Origin of the sequence: Intrasporangium sp. (assembly GCF_040414665.1) — a bacterium.
Lineage (GTDB): Bacteria > Actinomycetota > Actinomycetes > Actinomycetales > Dermatophilaceae > Intrasporangium.
In genome coordinates this window covers 1-20,174 of sequence record NZ_JBEDUL010000066.1, presented here as the reverse complement: position 1 = coordinate 20,174, position 20,174 = coordinate 1, and the positions used below count along the sequence as shown (strand labels likewise).

Here is a 20,174-nt window from a genome sequence, read left to right as displayed (position 1 = left end):
GAGCGTCGCGTCGAGCGCCGCGAAACCGGTCGGGTGGACCTTCGCGCCGGCCGGCAGGCCGCGCCGGAGGACGTGGTCGACGTCGCTGAGCAGGCTGCTCACCGAGTGCGGTCCGGTGGCCTGGCCGACGTTGGGGGTGGGTCCTGGAACTGGCGGCATGCGCCGATTCGACCACACGGCAGCCGTTGGCGCCGACCCTTCCGACAAACGAGAGGTATGCCGCTGAGCCAGGTTCTCCCCGACCGTTCCATCCCCCGGGTGGTGGCGTCGTGCGGTCGTGGCTGTCATTTTCCCGTCATGTCCAAGGGTCGACATATCTGGAGATTTCGGAAACCTCGGGCGGAACGCGGGTGTATGCCGACGTTTCCCCCACGGAAACCGTGTCGCGGCGAATAGGGTTTTCAGTGCCTTGCGTGGGAGGGGGTCCCGTCATGAGCACGGTCATGGTCGTCGACGACGAGGAGCGCATTCGTACGCTCCTGTCCAGATCGCTCGGGTCGCAGGGCCACACCGTGGTGACGGCCGCGAGCGGGTCCTCAGCCTTGACGATGCTGGACCAGATCCGGGTCGACCTCCTGCTCGTTGACCTCGTCATGCCCGGTGTCAATGGCCTGCAGCTGCTCACGACGCTGACGGAGCGGTCGATCGACACGCCCGTCATCGTGATCTCAGGCGTGACCGACGTGGGCGCCCGCGTGCAGGCCCTCGAGCGCGGGGCCGTCGATGTCGTGAGCAAGCCGTTCACGCTCGTCGAGCTGATGGCCCGAGTACGCCGGAACCTCCTCTCCCATGCCGCCGACTCCGATGACCGCTGGCTCACGGTCGGCCGGCTGCGGCTCGACCTCGATCGACGTCGCGCCACCATCGATGACGAGGCGGTCGGCCTGACCGAGCGGGAAGCGGCGTTGCTGGCCCATCTCATGCGACGGCAGGGCCAGGTCTGCCACCGCGAGGAGCTGCTGCACGACGTCTGGGGCCTCCAGTTCGACCCGGGCAGCAACGTCGTCGAGGTGTGTGTCCGCCGGCTACGATCCAAGCTCGGTCCGTCCGTGCCCATCGAGACGGTGCGTGGCGTCGGCTACTGCCTTGACGAGGAGTGACCGATGCGTCGTCCGCTCCTCTGGACCTGGGCGTCGATCGCCGTGGTGGCCGCGTACCTCATGTGGGCCTTCCCCGGCAGCGAGACCGTGCCCTACCACATTGGCTGGGCCGCGTTCGCGCTGTGCTACGGCCTCGAACCCTGGGGTCGCACGACGACCGTGGTCGGGTTGGCGCTCTACACCGTGGTGAGCGGCTACATCCTCGTCGTCCGTGGCGTCGCAGATGTCATCGACGCCCAGGAGGCCGCCGAGATCCCGCTGATGCTGCTGCTCATCTGCCTCATGGTGTGGCACGTCCAGCGCCGACAGCGCGCGCTCGCCGAGGTGACCGTCCTCGCCGCCCGGGAACGCTCGGAATCCGAGGCGCGCGAGCTGCTGACCCGGCGGACCTCGCACGAGATGCGCTCACCGCTCACTATCGCCAACGGCTACCTCGAGGTCCTCATGGCCAAGAGCCAGGACCCCGACACCCTGGGCGACCTGTCGGTCATCCACGAGGAGCTGGCCCGCCTCACTCGGGCCTGTGACCGGCTCATCCGGAGCATGTGGGTCCGCGGGGACCTCGTAGTGAGCGACGTCGACGTTGACGGGCTGTTGGCGCAGACTGCGGAGCGCTGGGCGACCGTCGCCCCGCGAACGTGGCACGTGGATGCCCGGGCGGGTGCCATCGAGTGCTCGGCGGAACGCCTGCGCGCATGCCTGGACACGATGGTCGAGAACGCCGTCCGCTACACCGGGCCAGGGGACACGATCCAGCTCCACGCCCGTCGCAATGGATCCACCGCGTGCATCGGCGTGGCCGACTCAGGGCCGGGCTTCTCGAGCGACGTCATGGACGCCGTGAACGCACCGGCATCGCCGGAGGGCATCCAGTTGACCCGCGATGACCTCTCGCAGACCGGCCTGGGGCTCGGGCTGGTCATGGACGTCGCCACCCGCCGGGGCGGCCGAGTGACCGTGGGTCGGTCCGCCTTCGGTGGCGCGCAGGTCTCGATCACCATTCCGGTCACGCCTCCCCCCGACACCGACCGCCCGGTGACGGCGGCCCGGGTCTCCAACCCCTCCGTGCTCGAGGCGAGGGCCTGGCCACCGGTCGGCGTCAGCTCACGACGACGGTGATCGTCACCGAGTGGGTCACTGCGCCAGACGTGCCGGTCACCACGACCGTGTAGGTGCCGCGACGCGTCGACCACGATGGCTTGATCCGCAGGGTCGAGGAGCCCGGGACCGCGACCGGGTTGACCGACCAGCTTGCACTCGTCCCCGAAGGCAGCGCTGATCTGCTCAACGTGACCTTCCCGGTGAAGCCTCCGGTCGGGGTGACGGACACGGTGTATGCGGCCGTGCCGCCGCGGGAGACGGTGCGCGAGGTCGGGCTCACGCTGAGCGTGAAGTCGCGGGCGGCGACGGTGACCGTGAAGGTCGCGGTGCGCGTCACGACGCCGTCGGTCGCGGTCACGGTGACGGGGTAAGCGCCGGCCGGCGCGCTCGGCACGGTCGTCACCGCGAGCGCGGCGGTGCCGAGACCGGTGACGGAGGTCGGTGTGACCGAGGCCGTGCCGACGGCCGCCGGTAGGCCACCGACCGTCAGCTGTGCGGGGCCGACCCATCCCGCCGTCGGGGTCACGGACAGGGTCGACGTGGTCGTCGCGCCGGCCGGAGCGGTGGCTGCCGCAGGGGCGAGCGAGAGGGTGAAGTCACGAGGTGGCGTGACGTCGAGCACGACCGAGCGCGCGTGCACAACGACCCCATCACCCGCCGTCACGACAAGCGGGCGGGAGCCGACCGGCATGAAGCGCGCCGGCGTTATCTCAAGCGTTGACGTCCATGAGCCGTTCGTGAGCACGCTGGGGGTGAACGACCACTTCGCCTGGCCGGTGGCGATTCCGGCCAGGGACAGCTGGGCCGGGCCGGGGTAGCCGTTGCGCGGGGTCAGCGAGACCGAGTATGTGGTCCTCTCTCCCGCGGGAACCGATCGCGAGGCGGGCGCGACGTCGAGCGCGAAGTCGGGGGCCGCCGCGAGCCACGTGCGCGCGGCCGCCGCGTCGATGCGCCCGGAACCGGTCTGGTCGTCCGGCCCGGGTGTCCCGAGGTCGGCCGCGGCCGAGGTGACCGCCTGCTGCTGCCGCGTCGGAGTGAGCTCCGGGTCGGCTTGCAGCAGGAGCGCGAGCGCACCCGCGACGTGCGGTGCAGCGATGGAGGTGCCGCTGACCGTCTGGTAGAAGCCGAACCGGTCTGCGGTCCTGACTGCCACTCCCGGTGCGACGAGGTCCGGGAACACCCGCGTCCGTCCGGCGCACGACGAGGGACCTTGGCTGCTGGGCGGATACGGCGCGCCGGAGGTGTCAACCGCACCCACGGACAGGGACTCGGGGTAGTTGGCCGGGCTGACGCTCGATGCCGACCCAGGCCCGAAGTTTCCAGCGGAGAACACCGGCAGGATCCCGGCCGCGCGCAGCGCCTGGACGTCCGGTCGGTACGTGAGGTCGCATGACGGTCCTGCGCCGATCGACCACGACGCGGTGACGACCCGAGGTGCATCCGGCGTTGCTGGGTCACCATCGGGGTCGAGCAGCCATTGAAATGCCTGGTGCACCGCGGTCACCGTGGCACCGCCCCGGTCGTTGAACACTCGTGCCGCTATCCAGGTGGCCCCGGGAGCGACGCCGATGCCCGACCCTCCGCTGTCGCCGCCGACCGCGATGCCCATGGTGCCGGTGCCGTGGCCAGAGAAGTCGGTCGGCGCCGTCGGGTGTTGTCCATAGGGGTCGTACCAGCTGTTCGTGCCGCCGCGCCAGCGAGGCCCGAGATCGGGGTGGGTGACGTCGACACCGCTGTCGAGATTGGCCACGACGACCCCTGCGCCGGTCAGGCCCGCGTCCCACAGCTGCGGCGCGCGGGTGACGGCGATGGTGGGCTCGGCCGGGAGCGCGCTGGGGACCAGGTCCGCGGAGTCCGAGACGACCCGGGCCACGTCGGTCCGGGCAGACAGCTCCCGGATCACATCAGCAGACGCGGTCAGGGATACGCCGTTGACGACCCACAGGGGCGTGACGGCCTGGACCCGCCCCTGCCTGGTCAGGGTCTCCAGCCGGGCGCGGAGTGACCGCTGGCTGGACTCGGCCGTCGCTCGCAAGGTCCGCACCACGGCGCCCTGCGCCCGCGCATGCGGGCTGCGCGGCACGCGGGTCAGGTCGGCGTGATCGCGCATGAGCACGACCATGGTCCGAGACCCTGCGGCCGTTGGGGGCACCAACGGCGCTCCGGCGCTTTCCGGCCGCGCTCCGGCCATCTGAGGCAGGGCTGCAGCAAGAGCTGCGACCGTGGCCAGTGCCGCCACCATCCGTCCCGAGGTTCTCACGACCGTACCTCCTTGGCCTCAGACGACGCGGACGGCGTCGCGCCATCCGTCTCGGGTGCCTTGCTCACGAGGCGACGTGCGGTGTCAACGGACCGGTGTCCTGGGATCACGTCGCGCCGACCCGATCGTCGAGTGACCTCGAGCAGGGCCAGCACCAGCACGGCCATCAGCAGAACTGCGACAACGGTCGCCGGAGTCCGGAGCGTGCCACTGCGGTCTGCCTCCACCGGTTGGAGACCGGCAATGCTCGCGATCGCGGCCGGGGCTCGCTCCCGTTGCACGCTGACGAGGGCGGTCCACCGGACAGCCGATGCGGGGCCGAACGCCTCGAAGCGACCCTCCTCAACGGGCAGGAGGGTCGTCCGCGAAGTTGTCGTGGAACCCTCGCTGGCCGGCGACGGTTCCGGCAGCACCGTGACGTCAACTCCCGTCACGGGCCCCGGCTCGGGCCGCACCACCGATCGCGCGCGCACGACATACCGGAGACCGCTGCCTTCGGGCATGGCCTCCAGGGTGACGAAGAGGCCGTCGACCATGGCGACGCGTGACACCGCGACTCGATCGACCGCGGCCGTGTCGTGTGCGGTCGGCATGGTCGTGAGGGCGGCTGCCCAGCCGAGCGCAAGGAGGAGGACTGCGGCCTCGAGGACCACCGTCGCGGCCAGGTGGCCTCGCCAGGTCGAGCGCACCCGCCCGCCACGCAGGGCAGCGTGGACGCGTGCTGCGAGGCCGGGTCGCACCGTCAGTGTGTTGTAGGCGGCGAGGCCGAGCGCGATGGCGAGAAGGAGTGACTTGGCGAGCACGACGACCCCGTACGCCGTGGACGTCATGCCATTGACGTCGTCGACGTGCCGCCCGGCCGAGTACAGGCCGGTCGCGACCAGGACCACCGACGCCGCAGCGGCCAGGGGCCCGAACGCTCGCCATACCGGCCCGAGGGCCGGCTCCCGGCCGAATCGGCGCCGCATGGCCGGAGGGATGGCGAGGACCAGGGAGACCAGTCCGCCGCTCCACACCCCCGCCGCGAGCAGGTGGCCAGCGGAGGCGAGGGTGGCCAGGAGCGCACCGTCGTGGAGGGTCGAGGCGTGCCCGGCTGCGCCGTCGAGGACCGACGCTGTCACGAGTGCTCCGACGGCGACGGCGGCCGGGCGAGATCGATTGGGGGCCCGCTCTTCTCCTGCGGCGAGGAGGTCCGTCCCGGTGACCGGGTCTGGGACCAGTCGCTCGGGGGCGGACCACAGGCGCCAGAGAGCAAGCACTGCAGCCACGAGCGCGACCTCGCGGGCCAGCCACACCGGCCCCCACGGGCTCGTCGTCAGCAGGTTGCCGGTTGCGCCGGCCCAGTCCGCCGACGCGCCGCCGCTCCGAACGCGCACGACAGGGGTGAGCGCCCCGGCGACGACTGCAGTGGTCGAGGCAAGGATCCCCACGACGAGGGCACGGCGTCGCAGGCTGACCCATGCGGCATACGACGGGGCGGAGCGGGAGGCCGCGAGCGCCCGGACGCACCGGCGGCACGACGTCACGACGCCGATCGCCACGACGACGCCCACCAGGTCGAACCAGCGGACGACTCCCTCGATCGGGTCGGAGGACGAGGGTCCAGCGGCCCCAGCGGCCGGGCGCGTCCCCGCACCGAACTCGACCCTGCCGCTCGTCCGGTGCGCATCGCCGGTGCTGATCACGTGGTACATGAGCTCGTAACGCCCTCGCTCGAGCGGGGGCGTCGAGACCCGGACGGCCATCTCGGTCTCGTCGATGGTGACCGTGGCGCGCAACGGTGGCCCGGGCGGGTCGGTCGGCCGGACGACGAAGGTGCTCGCGTCGTCGACGGGATCGCTGAACCAGAGCCGCATGGTCGTGCGCCCGGGTGCCACCATGCCGCCGTTCGCTGGGTCGGATCGTTCCAGTCCGCTGTGGGCGACGGCGCTACCCCCGCCGAACACGAGCGCCAGGATGGCGCCGAGGACGACGAGTGCCACGCTCACGCCCGGGGTCGCGACCCGGGCCGAGCGGCGAATGCACGCCCACAGCCCGCTCACGCCTTGGCCACCACGTGTTCGAGACGAACGTCTCCGATGATGATGGTCACCCGGTTGCCCTCCCGCACAGCGTTGTTCGCGTTGGCGAACAGGAAGAAGTAGGTGCCACCGAGCTGCAGGTCGGCCATCGTCCTGTGAGGACGCGATGACATGACGAGCGTCGCCCCCGTGTCCTCCACGACAAGGATCGGGCGCAGGGTCTCGTCGTGCACCAGGCGCGCCGCCTTGTCGGGATCGACGACCTGGTAGCGAAACTCGACCAGGCCGCCGGCAGCCGTGACCGCGATGAGGTCGACCGCAATGCCAGATCGTGTGGCGAACACATCCGCGCTGACCGCCTCGGTGCCGGACCGGACATCCTGCGACCCGCGGGCCAGGACGAGCCGCGCGCCGATCGCCACGAGCCCGAGGAGTGCGAGAACGATGACCGCCCGTACGACTCGACTCCGCGCCGAGGGGGTCCGCTGCGGTGTCGGGTGGTGTGCTGACTGCAAGGTCTTGACGGTCATCGTCTCGCCTCCTCTCGGCCCTGCCCGGGTTGTGAGGGCGGGCCGGGTCAGGGCCCGTGAGGTCATGGGACGTCGAAGGCGTCGACGTCCAGGTTGGCGCTCGTCATGCCGTGCGCGGTCCCGTCGAACCAGGTCCGCCACGCCGTGCCGTTGCGTTGGATGACGTCCTCGTCCTGCACGGCCCCGAGACCGGTGACGGAGGTGTCCGCACCGAACGAGAGGTAGTAGTGGCTCGCATCGGTGCGGTCGAAGCCATCGACGTTGGCCGCTGCGAGAACACCGACGGTGGTGGCGTCGATGACACGGGCGAACGAGTTGCCGCCGGTCCACCGGTAGATGTCGGAGTCGTCGGCCGCGCCGGTGACCCCCGGTGGGTTGAGATTGGTGTCGGTCGAGAAGTAGAGGCCCGTGGCGTCGACGTGGATGGCGTCGAGGTCGGTGGTGGCCAGGCCCCGGACGCTCCCGTCGAAGTACAGCTGCCACGACGTGCCGTTGCGGTAGACCACGTCCTCGTCCTGAACGGTGCCGAGGCCTGGCAGGGCGGTCGCGCCGGAGAAGGAAAGGTAGAAGTGCGTCGCGTCGACCGCGCTGTAGCCGTCGACGTTCGCGGTCGTGGGGATGCCGATGCCGGTCGCGTCGATCGTGCGGCTGTACGTCACGCCACCCCAGGTGTACAGGTCCGAGTTGTCGGCCGTGCCGGCGACGCCGGGCGGGTTCGTGTCCCCCGTCGTCGAGAAGACCAGTGGCCCGCGCACCTGCACGATGGTCGACGCGATCGCGCTCCAGTTGCCGGCGGCGTCCCGGACGCGCACGAAGACCGTGTAGGTGCCGTCGCTCAGGGTGGAGACGTCGACGGGCGCGGACAGCATCCAGGGCCCTGTCCCGGTGATCGTCATGACGGTGCCGTTCCCGACCCCGGGGTCGGCACCGATGTACCACTCGGCGCGGTTGACCGCCGTGAGGTTGTCACTGGCCGTCGCGCCGAGGTTGACCGTGGTGACGCCGATGGCCGGGTTGGGCACGACGGCCAGGCCAGACACGGTGGGTCGCACCGTGTCGACGACGAGCGTCGTGCTCGTCAATGGACCCCAGTTGCCTGCTGCGTCCTTCGCGTGGATGAACAGCGAGTGGCTCCCGGTGGTCATCGCCTGCACGGTCGCGAGCGGGATGTCGGTGTACGCCGCCTCCGATGGATCGGTGAACGCTCCATCGCTCGGGGCGAGCGGGACGCCGCTCCCGTTGCTGCCGACCGTGTCGATGAAGAGCTCGCCTGAGCTGATCGAGGTGTTGACCCCGCTGGTGAGCGGGTCTGCGAGCGTCGCGCGGACTCGCACTGCGGCGGTGGCGCTGTTGAAGGGGACGGTGCCGTTGTTGGGGCTCACCGCCGCCGAGGCGCCGGTCGAGTTGGGCCCGGTCCGGTCGACGGTCAGTGTCACCGTCACGGCATCGCCCCAGTTGCCGTTGGCGTCGCGACTGTGGATCGAGACGCTGTGGGCGCCCGCCGAGAGGCTGGCGAGGATGGACTGCGGGATCACTCCGTCGATACTCGAGACCGGGGCCGCTGTCTGGACGGTCAGCTGCATGCCGGTGCCGTTCGGGCCGACCGTGTCGATGAAGAACTCGGCCCCTTGGATGGTGGAACCGCCTCCGGCTGTGTCGTCCGCGGTGGCACTGACGGCCACCGACGATCCGGTCGCGCCGTTGGTCGCCGGTGGCACCAGCGTCGGCGAGCTCGTGACGGGCCCGATCACGTCCCCGGAGGTGAGCAGGATCGAGGTGTACGGCCCCCAGTTCCCCAGCGCGTCTCGCGACCGCACATAGGCCACGTGCTGTCCGGGTGGTAGTGCGAGGGAAGCCGTGAGGGCCTCGGTCGCTGCGTTGAAGGCGCCGTCAGACGCCGCCATGGGCGTGGGACTTGCCACGAGAGAGTCGAGGCGGACCTCGGCACCCGCGATGTTCGCCCCGCCGGTAGCCGTCTCGTCCGCGCGGCCGGTGAGGACGCCCGGAGCATAGGCGAGTCCATTGGTGACCGGCCCGGTGGTGTCGGTTGCCCCCCCGGTCCCCGTAACGGCGACCAGAGTGAGCATCCCACCGACTCCGGCACGGTTGGTGTTGTGCAGCGCCAGGCTGGCGTCGTAGATCGGCAGCCGACGGTTGGTCGTGCTCGAGGGCAGCGTCACGATCGCATCGGCACTCTGGCCCGGCCCAAACGTGTCGGCCACGTGCCTGCGCGAGAGGTCCGTCGAGCCCGTCGAGGTCAGCTGGCTGCCGTCGTAGCCGACGATCCGCTGGTCGGCTCCCAGCACGGCCATCGAGTGGTACTGCTGGCCGGCGTTGACATAGCGGAGGAGCAGCCGCGCGCCGGACGAGGCCGTGATGGGGGCGGTGTCGGGGTGCGGACGCCCGTTGACGAGGAAGTAGCGCGGCGCGTACTTGCGCATGTCGAACGCTGCCGGGTTGGCCGCGTTGTTGAGGGCGGGGTCGATCTCGCTGAGCACGAGGACCGCGTCGGTGTCGAATCCTGTGCTTGGGTCGTCGTACGCCTGCCCCGGAGTCGTGGACCGCACGACGAGCGCGCCGTAGAGGCCCATCGCGGCCTGGTGCTGGGTGTTGGCGACGAGGCCGGCCTCGTAGTGGTACGTGCCGGGTCTCGACGCCGTGAACGTGTACGTCTTCGTGTCGGTGGGCGACGGGGCGAGCCCGGCCGTGTCGGGAACGATCGCCTGACCGGGGAACTGCAGCGACGTGGTCTCGGCGAGCTGGTTGTGCAGCCGCACGTGGACCACGTCACCCTCGTCGACGGTGAGCACGGGGCCACCGGGAGCGGTGACCGGGCCACCTGAGGTCGTGTACCCCCACACCGTCACGCTCTGGCCTCCCGCGGGCAGGGTCGTCGTGCCGGCAGCCGCGTAGAGATCGATGGTGATCTCCGCCGCCTCGGCCCCGAGGGCGGGTCCGACGAGCAGCCCGAGCACCATGAGGAACCCCGCACCCATGATCGAGAATGCAATGCGTTCAATGCGATTCGTCATTTCACTGCCCGCCTCTCAGGTCATCCGCACGTGTTGGGTCGGGGCGGGTCGATCCGCATGTAGGTGATCGGGCCGGTCATGGTCACACCCCACGAGGTGATCTGGTAGAGCGCGTGGTTGTGGGAGATGATGTAGTACTCGCCGCACTGGTTGAGCGACTGAGTTCCCGGCGGCAGCGTTTCCTTGGTCCCGAGGTAGGGGCTGCCGCTGTAGAACAGCCCGATGACCTGGTTCGCCAGGCTCGGCACCGTCACCGGCACCGGGTTCGCCGGGCTGTAGCCCTCGGCGTCATACCACTTGAACAGGACGTCCCACGTCTGCCCCGGCCCGATGTTGATGGCGAACTTCTCCATCGACAGGTCCTGGCCGGTCGCGCCCTCGAGGGGTCGCCCGTCACGACCGATGACGAGACCGTTGTTCCCATGCGGGTGGAAGGGGTAATCCTCGGTCCCCACGTTGAGGTAACGGGCGAGTCCGGGATAGGGGTGGGTCGGCGCGCCGAAGGGTGTGACAGCGGCGAGCGCACCGTACGGCTGGCTGGGGAGCCACGACGCGGAGTTGTCGGCGATGCTGTCGGGGAAGCCGCGCCCGTTGATGAGCCAGTATCGGGCGTGGTAGGAGTTCGGGTTGAACGCCCTGCCCTGCTCGACCGCCTGGTGCTGGTAGGGGTCGATCTCCGAGAGCAGCACGAGAAACTCCTCCGAGGGAGTGAACCGGCTGTCGGCACGGTCGTACGCGTAGTTCGTGCCCAGCCACGGGCGCACGACGAGCGCCCCGAAGAGGCCCATGCGCACCTGCTTCTCGGGGTCCGTTCCGGACTCGTAGATGAAGGTTCCGGGGTGCGATGCCGTGAACGTGTACGTCACGGTGCCTCCTGCGGGCCCTGCGGGCGCGGCCAGCGAAGTCAGCTGCCCCGCGGCCGTGGTCTGCACGTCCGATGTCAGCCCATCTGCGAGGACGTTGTCCTGCCCGGGGAAGACGATTGAGGTGGGATCCGGCAGGGTGTTGTGGACGATCACGGTGACGGTGTCGCCCTGGTTGACGCAGAGGACCGGCCCCGGGTGCTGGAACGGATCGAAACCGCTCGAGTAGCCCCACATGAAGGCCGTGTTGCCGTCAGGGAGACTGATGTAGCCCGTCCGCGTCGTGAGGTTGAACACGGGGCTCGTGGCCACTCCTCCCGACCCCGTCGTGCATACCAGCCCGACTCGTGGGGGCGGGTCGGCGGTCGCCGACGGGAGGTGGGCGACCACAGCCGCGCTCATCGCGAGAAGCGCTCCGATGGCCACGGCGCCGCGGCGGCGACGTGCGGGCCAGTGGTCGGCTCGGTTGGCTGGAGTGCGGGCTGCGTTCATGGCGCTCAGATCCCCCAGTCGTTCGGGTAGGCTTGCGGTGCAACACCGCTCGCATAGACGCGCACCTGTGTTGCCTGTCCGCCGAAGCCGCCGGGCGCAAGGTTGTCGGAGCGCGTGTAGTTGCGGTTGTAGAGGTAGTACGTGTCGAAGGCTCCCGGGCCTTGGTGTGGGGGCGCGGTGAAGAGAACGTCATAGCTCTCCCCCGGACCGATGTTGAGGGTTTCGGTCTCGTAGGACGTGTCGCCCCCGTTGCGCCCGCGCATCGGCGTGGCGTCCCTGCCCACCACGCGCATCCGGATGCCGGTCAGGGTCATGGCCTGCTCACGGAATCCGAGGTTCGCGAACCGCAGGGCGACCCGCTCGCCGGCGTTGCAGGTCACCAATGACGAGTGCGGCTGGTACCTCAGCTCGGGATGCCCTGCCGGAGCGATGAGGTCTCCGTCTGCCGCGTGCACGGGATGGAACGGATCAATGGAACCGTTCGGGAGGATCGTCTCCGGGTACACCCGGCCGTTGAGCAGGCTGAAGTCGGCTCGGTAGTCGCTCCATTCCGGAAGTTGGATGTGTGCGTCCGCCCAATGCGCCTCGGCCCACACCTCCGAGAGGAACATCGCGAACTCGCGGTCCAAGCCGGTGGAGCCGTCGCCATCGTTGTAGAGGTATCTGCCACTCCGGTACAGCGCTGTGTTGCCGTCCTGGAGCGGACGGACGAAGACGAGCCCAGTCATCCCCATGTGGACGTGTTCCACATCCTCGACGTGGCAGTGGTACATGTAGGTCCCGGGATCGCGAGGGCGGTACACGTACGTGAACTCCCGACCCGCGGGTACGGAGACCGATCCCGATGGCTCCCCGTCAAAGAACGGAATGACGTTCCGGAAGCCGTGCCAGTGCAGGCTGTGCGCGTCGAAGAGGTCCGGACGCAGGGCCAGGCCCAGGTTGGTCAGCTGCACGGTGAAGTCCACCGGGTGCGCCGGGTCAAACTGCTTGACCCAGAACAACGGCGCGGAATGCTGGGCCCTGTTCTTCTGGGCCAGCCTCTGGGAGGCGGTCATACCGGTGACGTTGCGGAACCCGAAGATGTAGGTCGTCAGTCCCGGAGGGTCGCTCGGCGCGAGCACGTCGGGGTGGTAGGGCGCAATCGCGGGCGTCGCGGGCAGGTGGATCCACCCATCCGTGCCGGCAAGGTAGAGGTCCGGAGTCCCGTCGGCGCCGTAAGCCGCCTCCGGGGTGAGCACCCTCCCTCCCCAGTTGGTGGTGCCCACCACCGCAACCGCGGCCCCGGCGAGGGACAGGAAGCGGCGGCGGCTCATCGGGCCGGGGCCGGACCGCCCCGTGGCGGCGGGGACCGTGGTGTTGTCTTCGGCACTGGTCATTGCATGTCCCCTTGCTGGTTCGTCGCCCGTCGAGCTACGGCAGGTCCAGGTCGGCTGGCGGGTTGAGCGCGCTCGGGAACCCGCTCGTGCTGCCGGTGAAGTACTTCGTGGTCGACCAGGTGCACGTGCTGGCGGCCCCGGTGGTCGGCGCGCCGCACGTGAACACGTCGCGGTTGCTGCCGCTGACGCCAGGGACGCTGAAACTGCCCAGTGTGGAGAGGTTGATGGCCCCGGCGCCGCTGACGGACAGACCGGAGATCGACTCTGCGAGCGCGTTGACCACCGTCCCCCCACCAAGTCCGACATCGGACCCGTCGAGGTACCACGACCACGTGCCCGACGTCGTCCCGCCCAGCGCGGCCGGGTGGAACCGGAAGATGTCGGAGCCGGTCGTGGTGCTGGCGGCGATGCCGGTCACACCCACCCCTCCCCGGGTGCTCACGACGAGGTCGCCGGTGGGGAGCAGGTCGAAGCTCGTGATGGCCTCCGCCAGGGTCGTGAGCCCGACGTCCGACCCGTCGAGGTACATCGAGAACGTGCCGGTCGACGCGGGCCCGAGCGTCCCTGTGAACTTCACGATGTCCGACGGTGTCACGGCCCCGACGCCGGGCAGCGTGACGCTGTTTGCGAAGCTGAGCAGCAGCGTCGTGCTGCTGACACGGGCGAACCCCGTGATCCGGGTCGATAGGGAGCCGAGCACGTCGGAGCCGTCGAACAGCAGCGAGTAGCCCTTCCCGTCGAACCACACGATGTCCTCGTTCGCGACCGATTCCGCGAGCCCTGGCAGCGAGATGGAACTCGTCGGGGTGAGGAACAGACGCGGCGGCGGGGGCGCAGTGCCGGTCGCTGGCAGCGAGAACGCGTCGATGTCGAGGTTGGCGCTGATCAGCCCGTTGGCGGTGCCGTCGAACCAGGTCTGCCAGGTCGTGCCGGCGCGCAGGATGACGTCCTCGTCCTGGACCGCACCCAGACCGCTGACAGACGTGTCCCCGGAGAACGACACGTATTGGTGCGTGGCGTCGGTCCGGTCGTACCCGTCGACGTTGGCACTTGCCGGGATACCGACGGTGGTCGCGTCCAGCGCACGAGTGAAGCTGTTGCCGCCGTTCCAGCGGTAGATGTCCGAGTCGTCGGCCGTGCCGGCGACTCCCGGTGGGTTGACGCCCGAGCTGGTGGAGAAGTACATCCCGGTGGCGTCGACGTGGATGGCGTCGAGGTCGGTGGTGGCCAGCCCATGGGTCGTGCCGTCGAAGTACAGCTGCCACGTCGTGCCGTTCCGGTACACCACGTCCTCGTCCTGCACGGTGCCAAGGCCCGGAAGGACGGTGGCGTCGCTGAAGGAGAGGTAGAAGTGCGTTGCGTCGACCTGGCTGTAACCGTCGACGTTGGCACTTGCCGGAATGCCGATGGTCGTCGCGTTGATGCTGCGGCTGTACGCCGTGCCATCCCACCTGTAGATGTCGGCGTTGTCGGCGGTGCCGCTGACACCGGGCGGGTTGCTGTCGCCCGATGTCGAGAAGAGGAACGTCACAGGTGACGTCGTCGGAGGCGTCGCCGCGCCGAACTCGTCCGCTCCCGCGTCGAATCCACCAAGCGCGGGGCGCACCTGGTCGTCGATGTCGAGCGCAGGAGCCGCGAACGTGGTGGGTGGTGCCTGGTAGGCCGGGACCGCCTTGCTCGCCGCACCGCGGTTGCACGCCGGTGAGGCCGGGCAGGCTGCGAGGTGGTAGTCGCCCATCAGCTCGGGGGGCGCTTCGACGGCGACGAGGCTCGCATCGACGAAGGCAGGATTCTGCCGCCAGGTCGCGAACGACACCGTGAGGTCGTACGGCGAGACGACACCGGGGTCACTGGTGCTGTTCGTCGCGCTCGTCACATAGGGGTGCCCCGGCTGTTGGATGACGGAGTTGGTCGGGGCGAGGGTTCCCGTCCCGTCGGAGACGCCGATGTCCCAGTGGTCGATCGGAGTCGCGTCCCCGGCGAGCCCGAGCCCGAGGACGGTGGTTCCCGCCCGCGTCCCGGCACGGTTGTCCCACAGGATGTCGTTGAACAGCAGTGGGTTGCTGAAGGTCGGTGAGCCGGCCGGCAAGGTGGCCTGGAGCTGCTCGCTGTTGCTCGTCGTGGAGATGCCAGCGGGCATGGCGCTGCCGTCCGACGTCACGGCTGTCGCGGTCGTGAGGTTCTTCATGATCGTGTTGTTGACGATCCGCACGTTCGGCGCGTCGTCGAGGCTGATGCCGCCGCCCTCATGCGTGGAGACGTTGTTCACGACGTCGTTGTTGGAGACGTTCATCGGGAAGTTGCCCGCCATGAGGAAGCGGATGCCACCGCCGTCGTCATTGGCGAGATTGGCCTGGATCCGGTTGGAGGAGATGTCAACCGTCCCGGAGCCGGGCGAGAGGGCGGACGGGTCCGCCGGGAGCTGGCCGGCGACCATGATGCCGCCGCCTTCGTCGTTGGACATGTTGTAGTAGATCCGGTTGTGGTGGATCTTCCCCTGCGGGCTGAGTCCGTAGACGGACACTCCCCCGCCGTACTCCATGGAGAAGTTGCCGCAGATGTCGTTACGCGCGATCTCGTACCCCTCGGCGCCGGCAAAGATGCCGATCGCCCCGGCGAGGTTGGTGCCGGCGTTGGCGATGATGCGGTTGTCGGAGATCCGGATGTTCTCGTTGTGCTGGCTCGTGTCGGGGGCCGGAAGATCCGGGGTGCCGATGCGGATCGTGCCGTAGGCACCGCCGTTGTTCTGGACCACGTTGTTCGTGACCTGGAGGTAGCGGGCGAAGGCGTTTGCGAAGATCGCACCACCCTGGGTCTGGATTCCCGGCGGAAGGCCCGTCGGACCTCCGGTGAGGTCATTGATGTTGCCCGGGAAGCCCTGCTGGTCGCCGCCGCGAATGTCGAAGCCGTCGATGGTGGCGCGGTAGCCGCTCGTGAACTGGCGGGCGCGGCCGGCCACGGTCGTCGCATTCTCGGAGGCGAGGACGTAGATGGCCTGGCCGTCGTTGGCGGTCTGGTCCCCGTCCCAGGTCAGGGCGCCGACGGCATTGAACCAGTCTGTGGCCAGATCGGTGTCGCCGCCGAAAGCGCCTGCATCGATGATCGATCCGGGCACGAAGGTGCTGCCCTGGAAGCCGCCGGGACCGACGCCCTGCAGCTTCACCGGCGAGGCCATGATGAGGTTCTCGTAGTAGGCGCCGCGCGGGTTGCCGCGCGGGTCGGCGAGGTCCGGCGTGCCGGGGTAGACGACGACGAGGTCGTCGCCCGCACTGGCGCGAGCGTCATCGAGGGCGTTCTGGATGGCATGGGTCACCCCGAGTGCCGATCGGCTGGCTGCGTTCGTCGGGTTGTACCTCGGCGTGCTCACGGCGGGGCCGACCTCGTAGACGTTCGGCGAGTAGCTGCCGCCACGGACGTGGAAGGTGAGCCCGTTGACGGTGCTCGCGCCGTTGTTCGCCCGGATGGCGAGCTGATGCGCTCCGACCGCCGTGCCGCTGGGCACGCTGACATCGATGTGGGTGTTGCTCCATGACGTGGTCGGCAGCACCGTCGAGTCGAGCAGGACCGCACCGGTCCCCTTGGTCGCGCCGAAGCCCGTCCCCTCGATGCTGAACGTGCCGCTGCCGTTGACGTAGGGCCTGGACACGGCCAGCAGCTGGGGCGTCGTGTCACCTTGGACGCACCGCACCGCCTGCGGCAGGCCGGTCGCCGGCGACTCGATCGTGAGGCCCACCTGGGTGGGTGCGAGGTCGGTCGGGATCAGGAGTCCGGGGAACGCCTCGAACTCCGTGGCGATCGTCCGGTATCTCGGGTCGTAGTTCGGGTTGAGCCGCCCGGGAACGCCCGGGTCGTTCGCCACGAAGCGGTACATGTTGGCGCAGACGCCCGACGGAGTCGGGCAGCTGATGTGGTTCGTCGACGGCATCAGCACGTCGTACTCACCGTTGAAGTCCGACTCGACGGTGTACGCGAGGCGGTTGGCGAAGTCATAGATGCCGACTGGGACGAACGGGATGCCGGCCTTCTCGCCATACATGATGGACCGCGAGTCCTTGGAGAAGTTGACGTCGTCGACGATCAGACCGCGCATGCGAGTCGGGATCGGAACGTCGGTGAAGACGTTGAACAGAGGCACGATCGACTTGCCGTTGTTGACGGTCACGAGCTTGGTGTCGCAGCGCGGCTTGGGCATTCCCTCGTACGGCGAGCCGCCGATGTCCACGAAGGTGGCGTTGTCGACCGGCGTCGATGCCGCGACGGTCACCCCGGCCGGGGCACCGTTGGTCCCGTCACCGACGAGCGCGGCGTACCCGTCCGTGCCCATGCCCGCGACGTCGACCGTGTGCAGGGCGCCGGCACACGCCGGCGGCGGCACCTGGGGGACGATCTGGTCACCGTTGCCGATGTTGATGTCCTCCTCCGATGTCACCTGGTACATCGGGCTTCCGCTCGCGTCGTCGGGGACGGCGATGTGGACGAGGTAGTCGGCCGCGCCGAGAGCGGTGAAGGTGCCTCCGGTGCATACCGGGTCGGCCGGGTCGCTCGCATCGAGCGTGCCGTCGAAGCAGCCATCCCCGAAGCCGTAGTTGCCGTCGACCGCGGCGCCGAAGTTGGCGTCCGGAGTGCCCTGGTCAGTCGGGTAGGGCCCGAACTGGATCCCCTGGATGAAGCTGGAGATGCACTCGCCACTCGTCTCCTGGCTCGGGACGAGGACGTTCTCGTCCGTCCCGTGGACGAGCGGGTTGCCGTCGACGTCCCGGGCGGTGCAGCCGGTCGGACGGACCCAGTGCTCGCTGAGGTAGGTGTTGAGCAGCTTGCCGCGGGCGTAGGAGCCGTCAGCGGCGAGCTCGTAACGTCCGGCGTCGTCGCACACGGTGGAGCTCTCGGTGCACGGCACGGTGGCGTACAGCTCCACCGGGACGTCCGACACGCCTGGCTGCCAGTCCTCGGCGACGGCGTACTGCGGGTCGAGCTCGTTGCGGGTCGTGTCGTAGCTGACGGTCCCGACGATCCCGCCGTTGCGTGGGTCGACCCCGCCTGTCCCCGGGGCGTCGTAGGCGTGCACGCCCCAGTCCATTCGCCCGCTCAGACCGATGATCGGCAAGGTGCTGACGTCGACGCCGGCGCCCTTGACGGTGGTCGGGGTCGGCTGGTTGTCGGCCTGGTACGTGACGCCCGTTGTGTAGAAGGAGTCGTTGTACGCCTCCAGGACGAACCACTCGCCGATCGGGTAGGCCGCCTCGAAGTGGTAGTAGCCGGAGGCGTCGGTGGTCGCCGTGTTCTGGCCGCGGTCCATGAGTGAGTTCTCGCGTCGGCGCAGGGTGAGCGTGAAGTTGGGGATGCCCGGCTCGCCGGGATCCTTCACGGCATTGCGGTTCGTGTCGTTGTAGACGTATCCGTCGTACTCCGTCCACCAGCCATTGAGCGGAACGTTGCCCATCGCCACGGTCTCGCCGCCGGTCACGGTGACGTTGATGAAGTTGACGTTGTAGTCCTGCGGCTCGTCCCACCACGTCAGTGTGTAGTTGCCGTCGGGGACGCCGGAGATGTCGAACGCGCCGTTGGCGTCGCCCTGCCCGACCCAGACGGCTGCGTCGCCGTTCTCGAGGTCCGCGAGCGAGAGCCAGGGCCGCACGATCGGCTTGTTGATCCGCGTGCCCGTGTTGCCGCCCCATCCGTCGAACGACCCGCCCTTCGGAGGCGTGTAGGTCTTGATACCGACGACGACCCCCGTGATGTGCCCCGCAGCGGCAGCGTCGAGTGGCTGCCCGTTCTTCGTCGGCTTGGCAAAGCCGAACAGGGGCTGGGGCACAGGCTCGCCGGCGATGGCGAACTCGGTGTCGAACCCGGTCCCACCTTCCATGATCCAGGCGTCCCAGTCGTGGTTGCCCTCGAGGGTGGTGGTCTGGATCCACTCCTGCCCGTCGGGCGGGGTTGCCGAGAGCGCGTAGCGGTTGGTGCCAAGGTGTGGGATCGTGAGCAGGCCGTCAGCGTCACTGAGGCACTTGCCGCCCGGCTGGTCGACGACGGGCAGCATGTCTGCGTCGAGGTTCGCGAGCGGGATCTCGTGGGTCACCGGGTCCTCGCCGACGTACGTCGTGCAGAGCGGATTGCCGTAGACGTCGGTCGTCACCTCACCGAGGTAGTCGTTGATGTGGCCCTGGAATCCGGTGAGCGGGGCGTCACCGACGTCCAGAGTGCCGTTCGTCGGGGCCATGTCGGCAAAGACCTGGCCGCGGAGCGTCGAGTCCGGCAGCGGGTTCGGCTGCAGCTCCACGTCGACGAGGCCGGGGTCCTGGAGCGGCACGGTGAAGTGCGCGCCGTCGATCTTGTAGCCCTCGGCGAGGACGGAGATGAGGTATCGACCATCGGGCAGCGTCAGCGTGTTGCCGCCGGTGAGGTCGGTCTCGTCACCGTGCCGGTAGATGGGGGCAATGGCCTGTCCTCCGGGGTCCTCGTCGATCGATGGCCACCGGCAGCCGGCGGGGTATCCTGCGTCGCTCGTCGAGCAGCCCGATCCGGGCGCGGCGCTGCGCTGTGCCGTCGTGCCGGTCCGGTCGACGTTGATGATGTACGTGAAGTGGTCGACGGCCGCGCCCTTCGTGACTCCGGCGCCACCGAACGCTCGGGGCTCGGTGCGGGCACTGGCCACATGGAGCGACAGCTGGTTCGTGGTCGCGGCAGCCGCCGGCGGCGCGGGCAGCACCGGGAGGGCTGTGAGGGATGCCGCCACCACAGCGGCTGCGGTGAGCCCGCCGACGAGGCTGCGAAGTCTGGCCGGTGCATGGACGCGTGTACCCATACGACTCACCTCTGTCCCGTCGAGCGCTCGCCCCGCGCCCGCTCTCGGCCATGTCACTCCCCGAGCCGCGGCCGCCGGGCCGAAACCTCGACAACTGTCACGGCCGCGTCATGCCACCGTCAGCCAGACGTCAGGGCGGCGTCAGGGCTGAGTCATGACCCGGTCAGGCCGTCGTCATCCGGCCGTCAGGAAGGCGTCAGGCACGCCGGGAAGGCGTCAGGGACGCCGGGGGGAGCCAAGGCCGCCCGGGGCGAAGGAAGCGGAGGAAGGTGAACCGAACCGGCTCAGAGGGCGATGCCGACGTACTTCGTCTCGAGGTACTCCTCGATGCCTTCGAACCCGCCCTCGCGCCCGATGCCCGAGGCCTTGACTCCGCCGAACGGCGCGGCCGGGTTGGACACGATGCCCTGGTTGACGCCGACCATGCCGTACTCGAGCGCCTCGCTCAAGGTGATGGCCCGGGACAGGTCCTGGGTGAAGAGGTAGGCGACCAGGCCGAACCGGGTGTTGTTGGCGAGCTGGATCGCCTCGTCGTCGGTCCGGAACGTCGTGACCGGCGCCACCGGTCCGAAGATCTCCTCCTGCGACAGGTCCGCG

Annotated in this window: 10 protein-coding genes; 2 read left to right on the top strand and 8 right to left on the bottom strand. The window is 69.4% G+C overall.

The genetic code is table 11. The features are described 5' to 3' along the window. Nucleotides 1-431 precede the first annotated feature (431 nt). Together ABF401_RS08015 and ABF401_RS08010 are read left to right on the top strand one after the other, a co-directional pair. A complete protein-coding gene (locus ABF401_RS08015; RefSeq protein ID WP_353509021.1) occupies nt 432-1,100 on the top strand; it encodes a response regulator transcription factor in 669 nt (222 codons plus the stop codon). Between the two features lie 3 nt (nt 1,101-1,103). Further along, on the top strand, nt 1,104-2,219 hold the full coding sequence (locus ABF401_RS08010; protein ID WP_353509020.1) for a sensor histidine kinase: 1,116 nt from the start codon (nt 1,104-1,106) through the stop codon (nt 2,217-2,219). Here the strand turns inward: ABF401_RS08010 and ABF401_RS08005 are convergent. The 8 genes from ABF401_RS08005 to ABF401_RS07970 all read right to left on the bottom strand — a co-directional run. Next, on the bottom strand, nt 2,200-4,311 hold the full coding sequence (locus ABF401_RS08005; protein ID WP_353509019.1) for a S8 family serine peptidase: 2,112 nt from the start codon (nt 4,309-4,311) through the stop codon (nt 2,200-2,202). The two genes, ABF401_RS08010 and ABF401_RS08005, sit on opposite strands and share 20 nt — an antisense overlap. Before the next feature lie 146 nt (nt 4,312-4,457). After that, a complete protein-coding gene (locus tag ABF401_RS08000) occupies nt 4,458-6,503 on the bottom strand; it encodes a copper resistance CopC/CopD family protein (protein WP_353509018.1) in 2,046 nt (681 codons plus the stop codon). Continuing rightward, nucleotides 6,500-7,012, bottom strand: coding sequence for a hypothetical protein (locus ABF401_RS07995; RefSeq protein ID WP_353509017.1), 513 nt, complete (start codon nt 7,010-7,012; stop codon nt 6,500-6,502). The genes ABF401_RS08000 and ABF401_RS07995 overlap by 4 nt, the downstream gene beginning before the upstream one ends. A gap of 62 nt (nt 7,013-7,074) precedes the next feature. Further along, complete coding sequence (locus ABF401_RS07990) at nt 7,075-10,044, bottom strand: multicopper oxidase domain-containing protein (RefSeq protein ID WP_353509016.1); 2,970 nt, start codon at nt 10,042-10,044, stop codon at nt 7,075-7,077. A gap of 20 nt (nt 10,045-10,064) precedes the next feature. After that, nucleotides 10,065-11,399, bottom strand: coding sequence for a multicopper oxidase domain-containing protein (locus ABF401_RS07985; RefSeq protein ID WP_353509015.1), 1,335 nt, complete (start codon nt 11,397-11,399; stop codon nt 10,065-10,067). A 5-nt stretch (nt 11,400-11,404) separates the two neighbouring features. Further along, a complete protein-coding gene (locus tag ABF401_RS07980; RefSeq protein WP_353509014.1) occupies nt 11,405-12,775 on the bottom strand; it encodes a multicopper oxidase domain-containing protein in 1,371 nt (456 codons plus the stop codon). A 34-nt stretch (nt 12,776-12,809) separates the two neighbouring features. Next, nucleotides 12,810-19,577 carry an SdrD B-like domain-containing protein gene (locus tag ABF401_RS07975; protein ID WP_353509013.1) on the bottom strand — a complete coding sequence of 2,256 codons (6,768 nt, stop codon included), beginning with the start codon at nt 19,575-19,577 and terminating at the stop codon, nt 12,810-12,812. A gap of 284 nt (nt 19,578-19,861) precedes the next feature. Beyond that, a partial coding sequence (locus tag ABF401_RS07970; protein ID WP_353509012.1) for an aldehyde dehydrogenase family protein occupies nt 19,862-20,174 on the bottom strand: 313 nt, incomplete at its 5' end.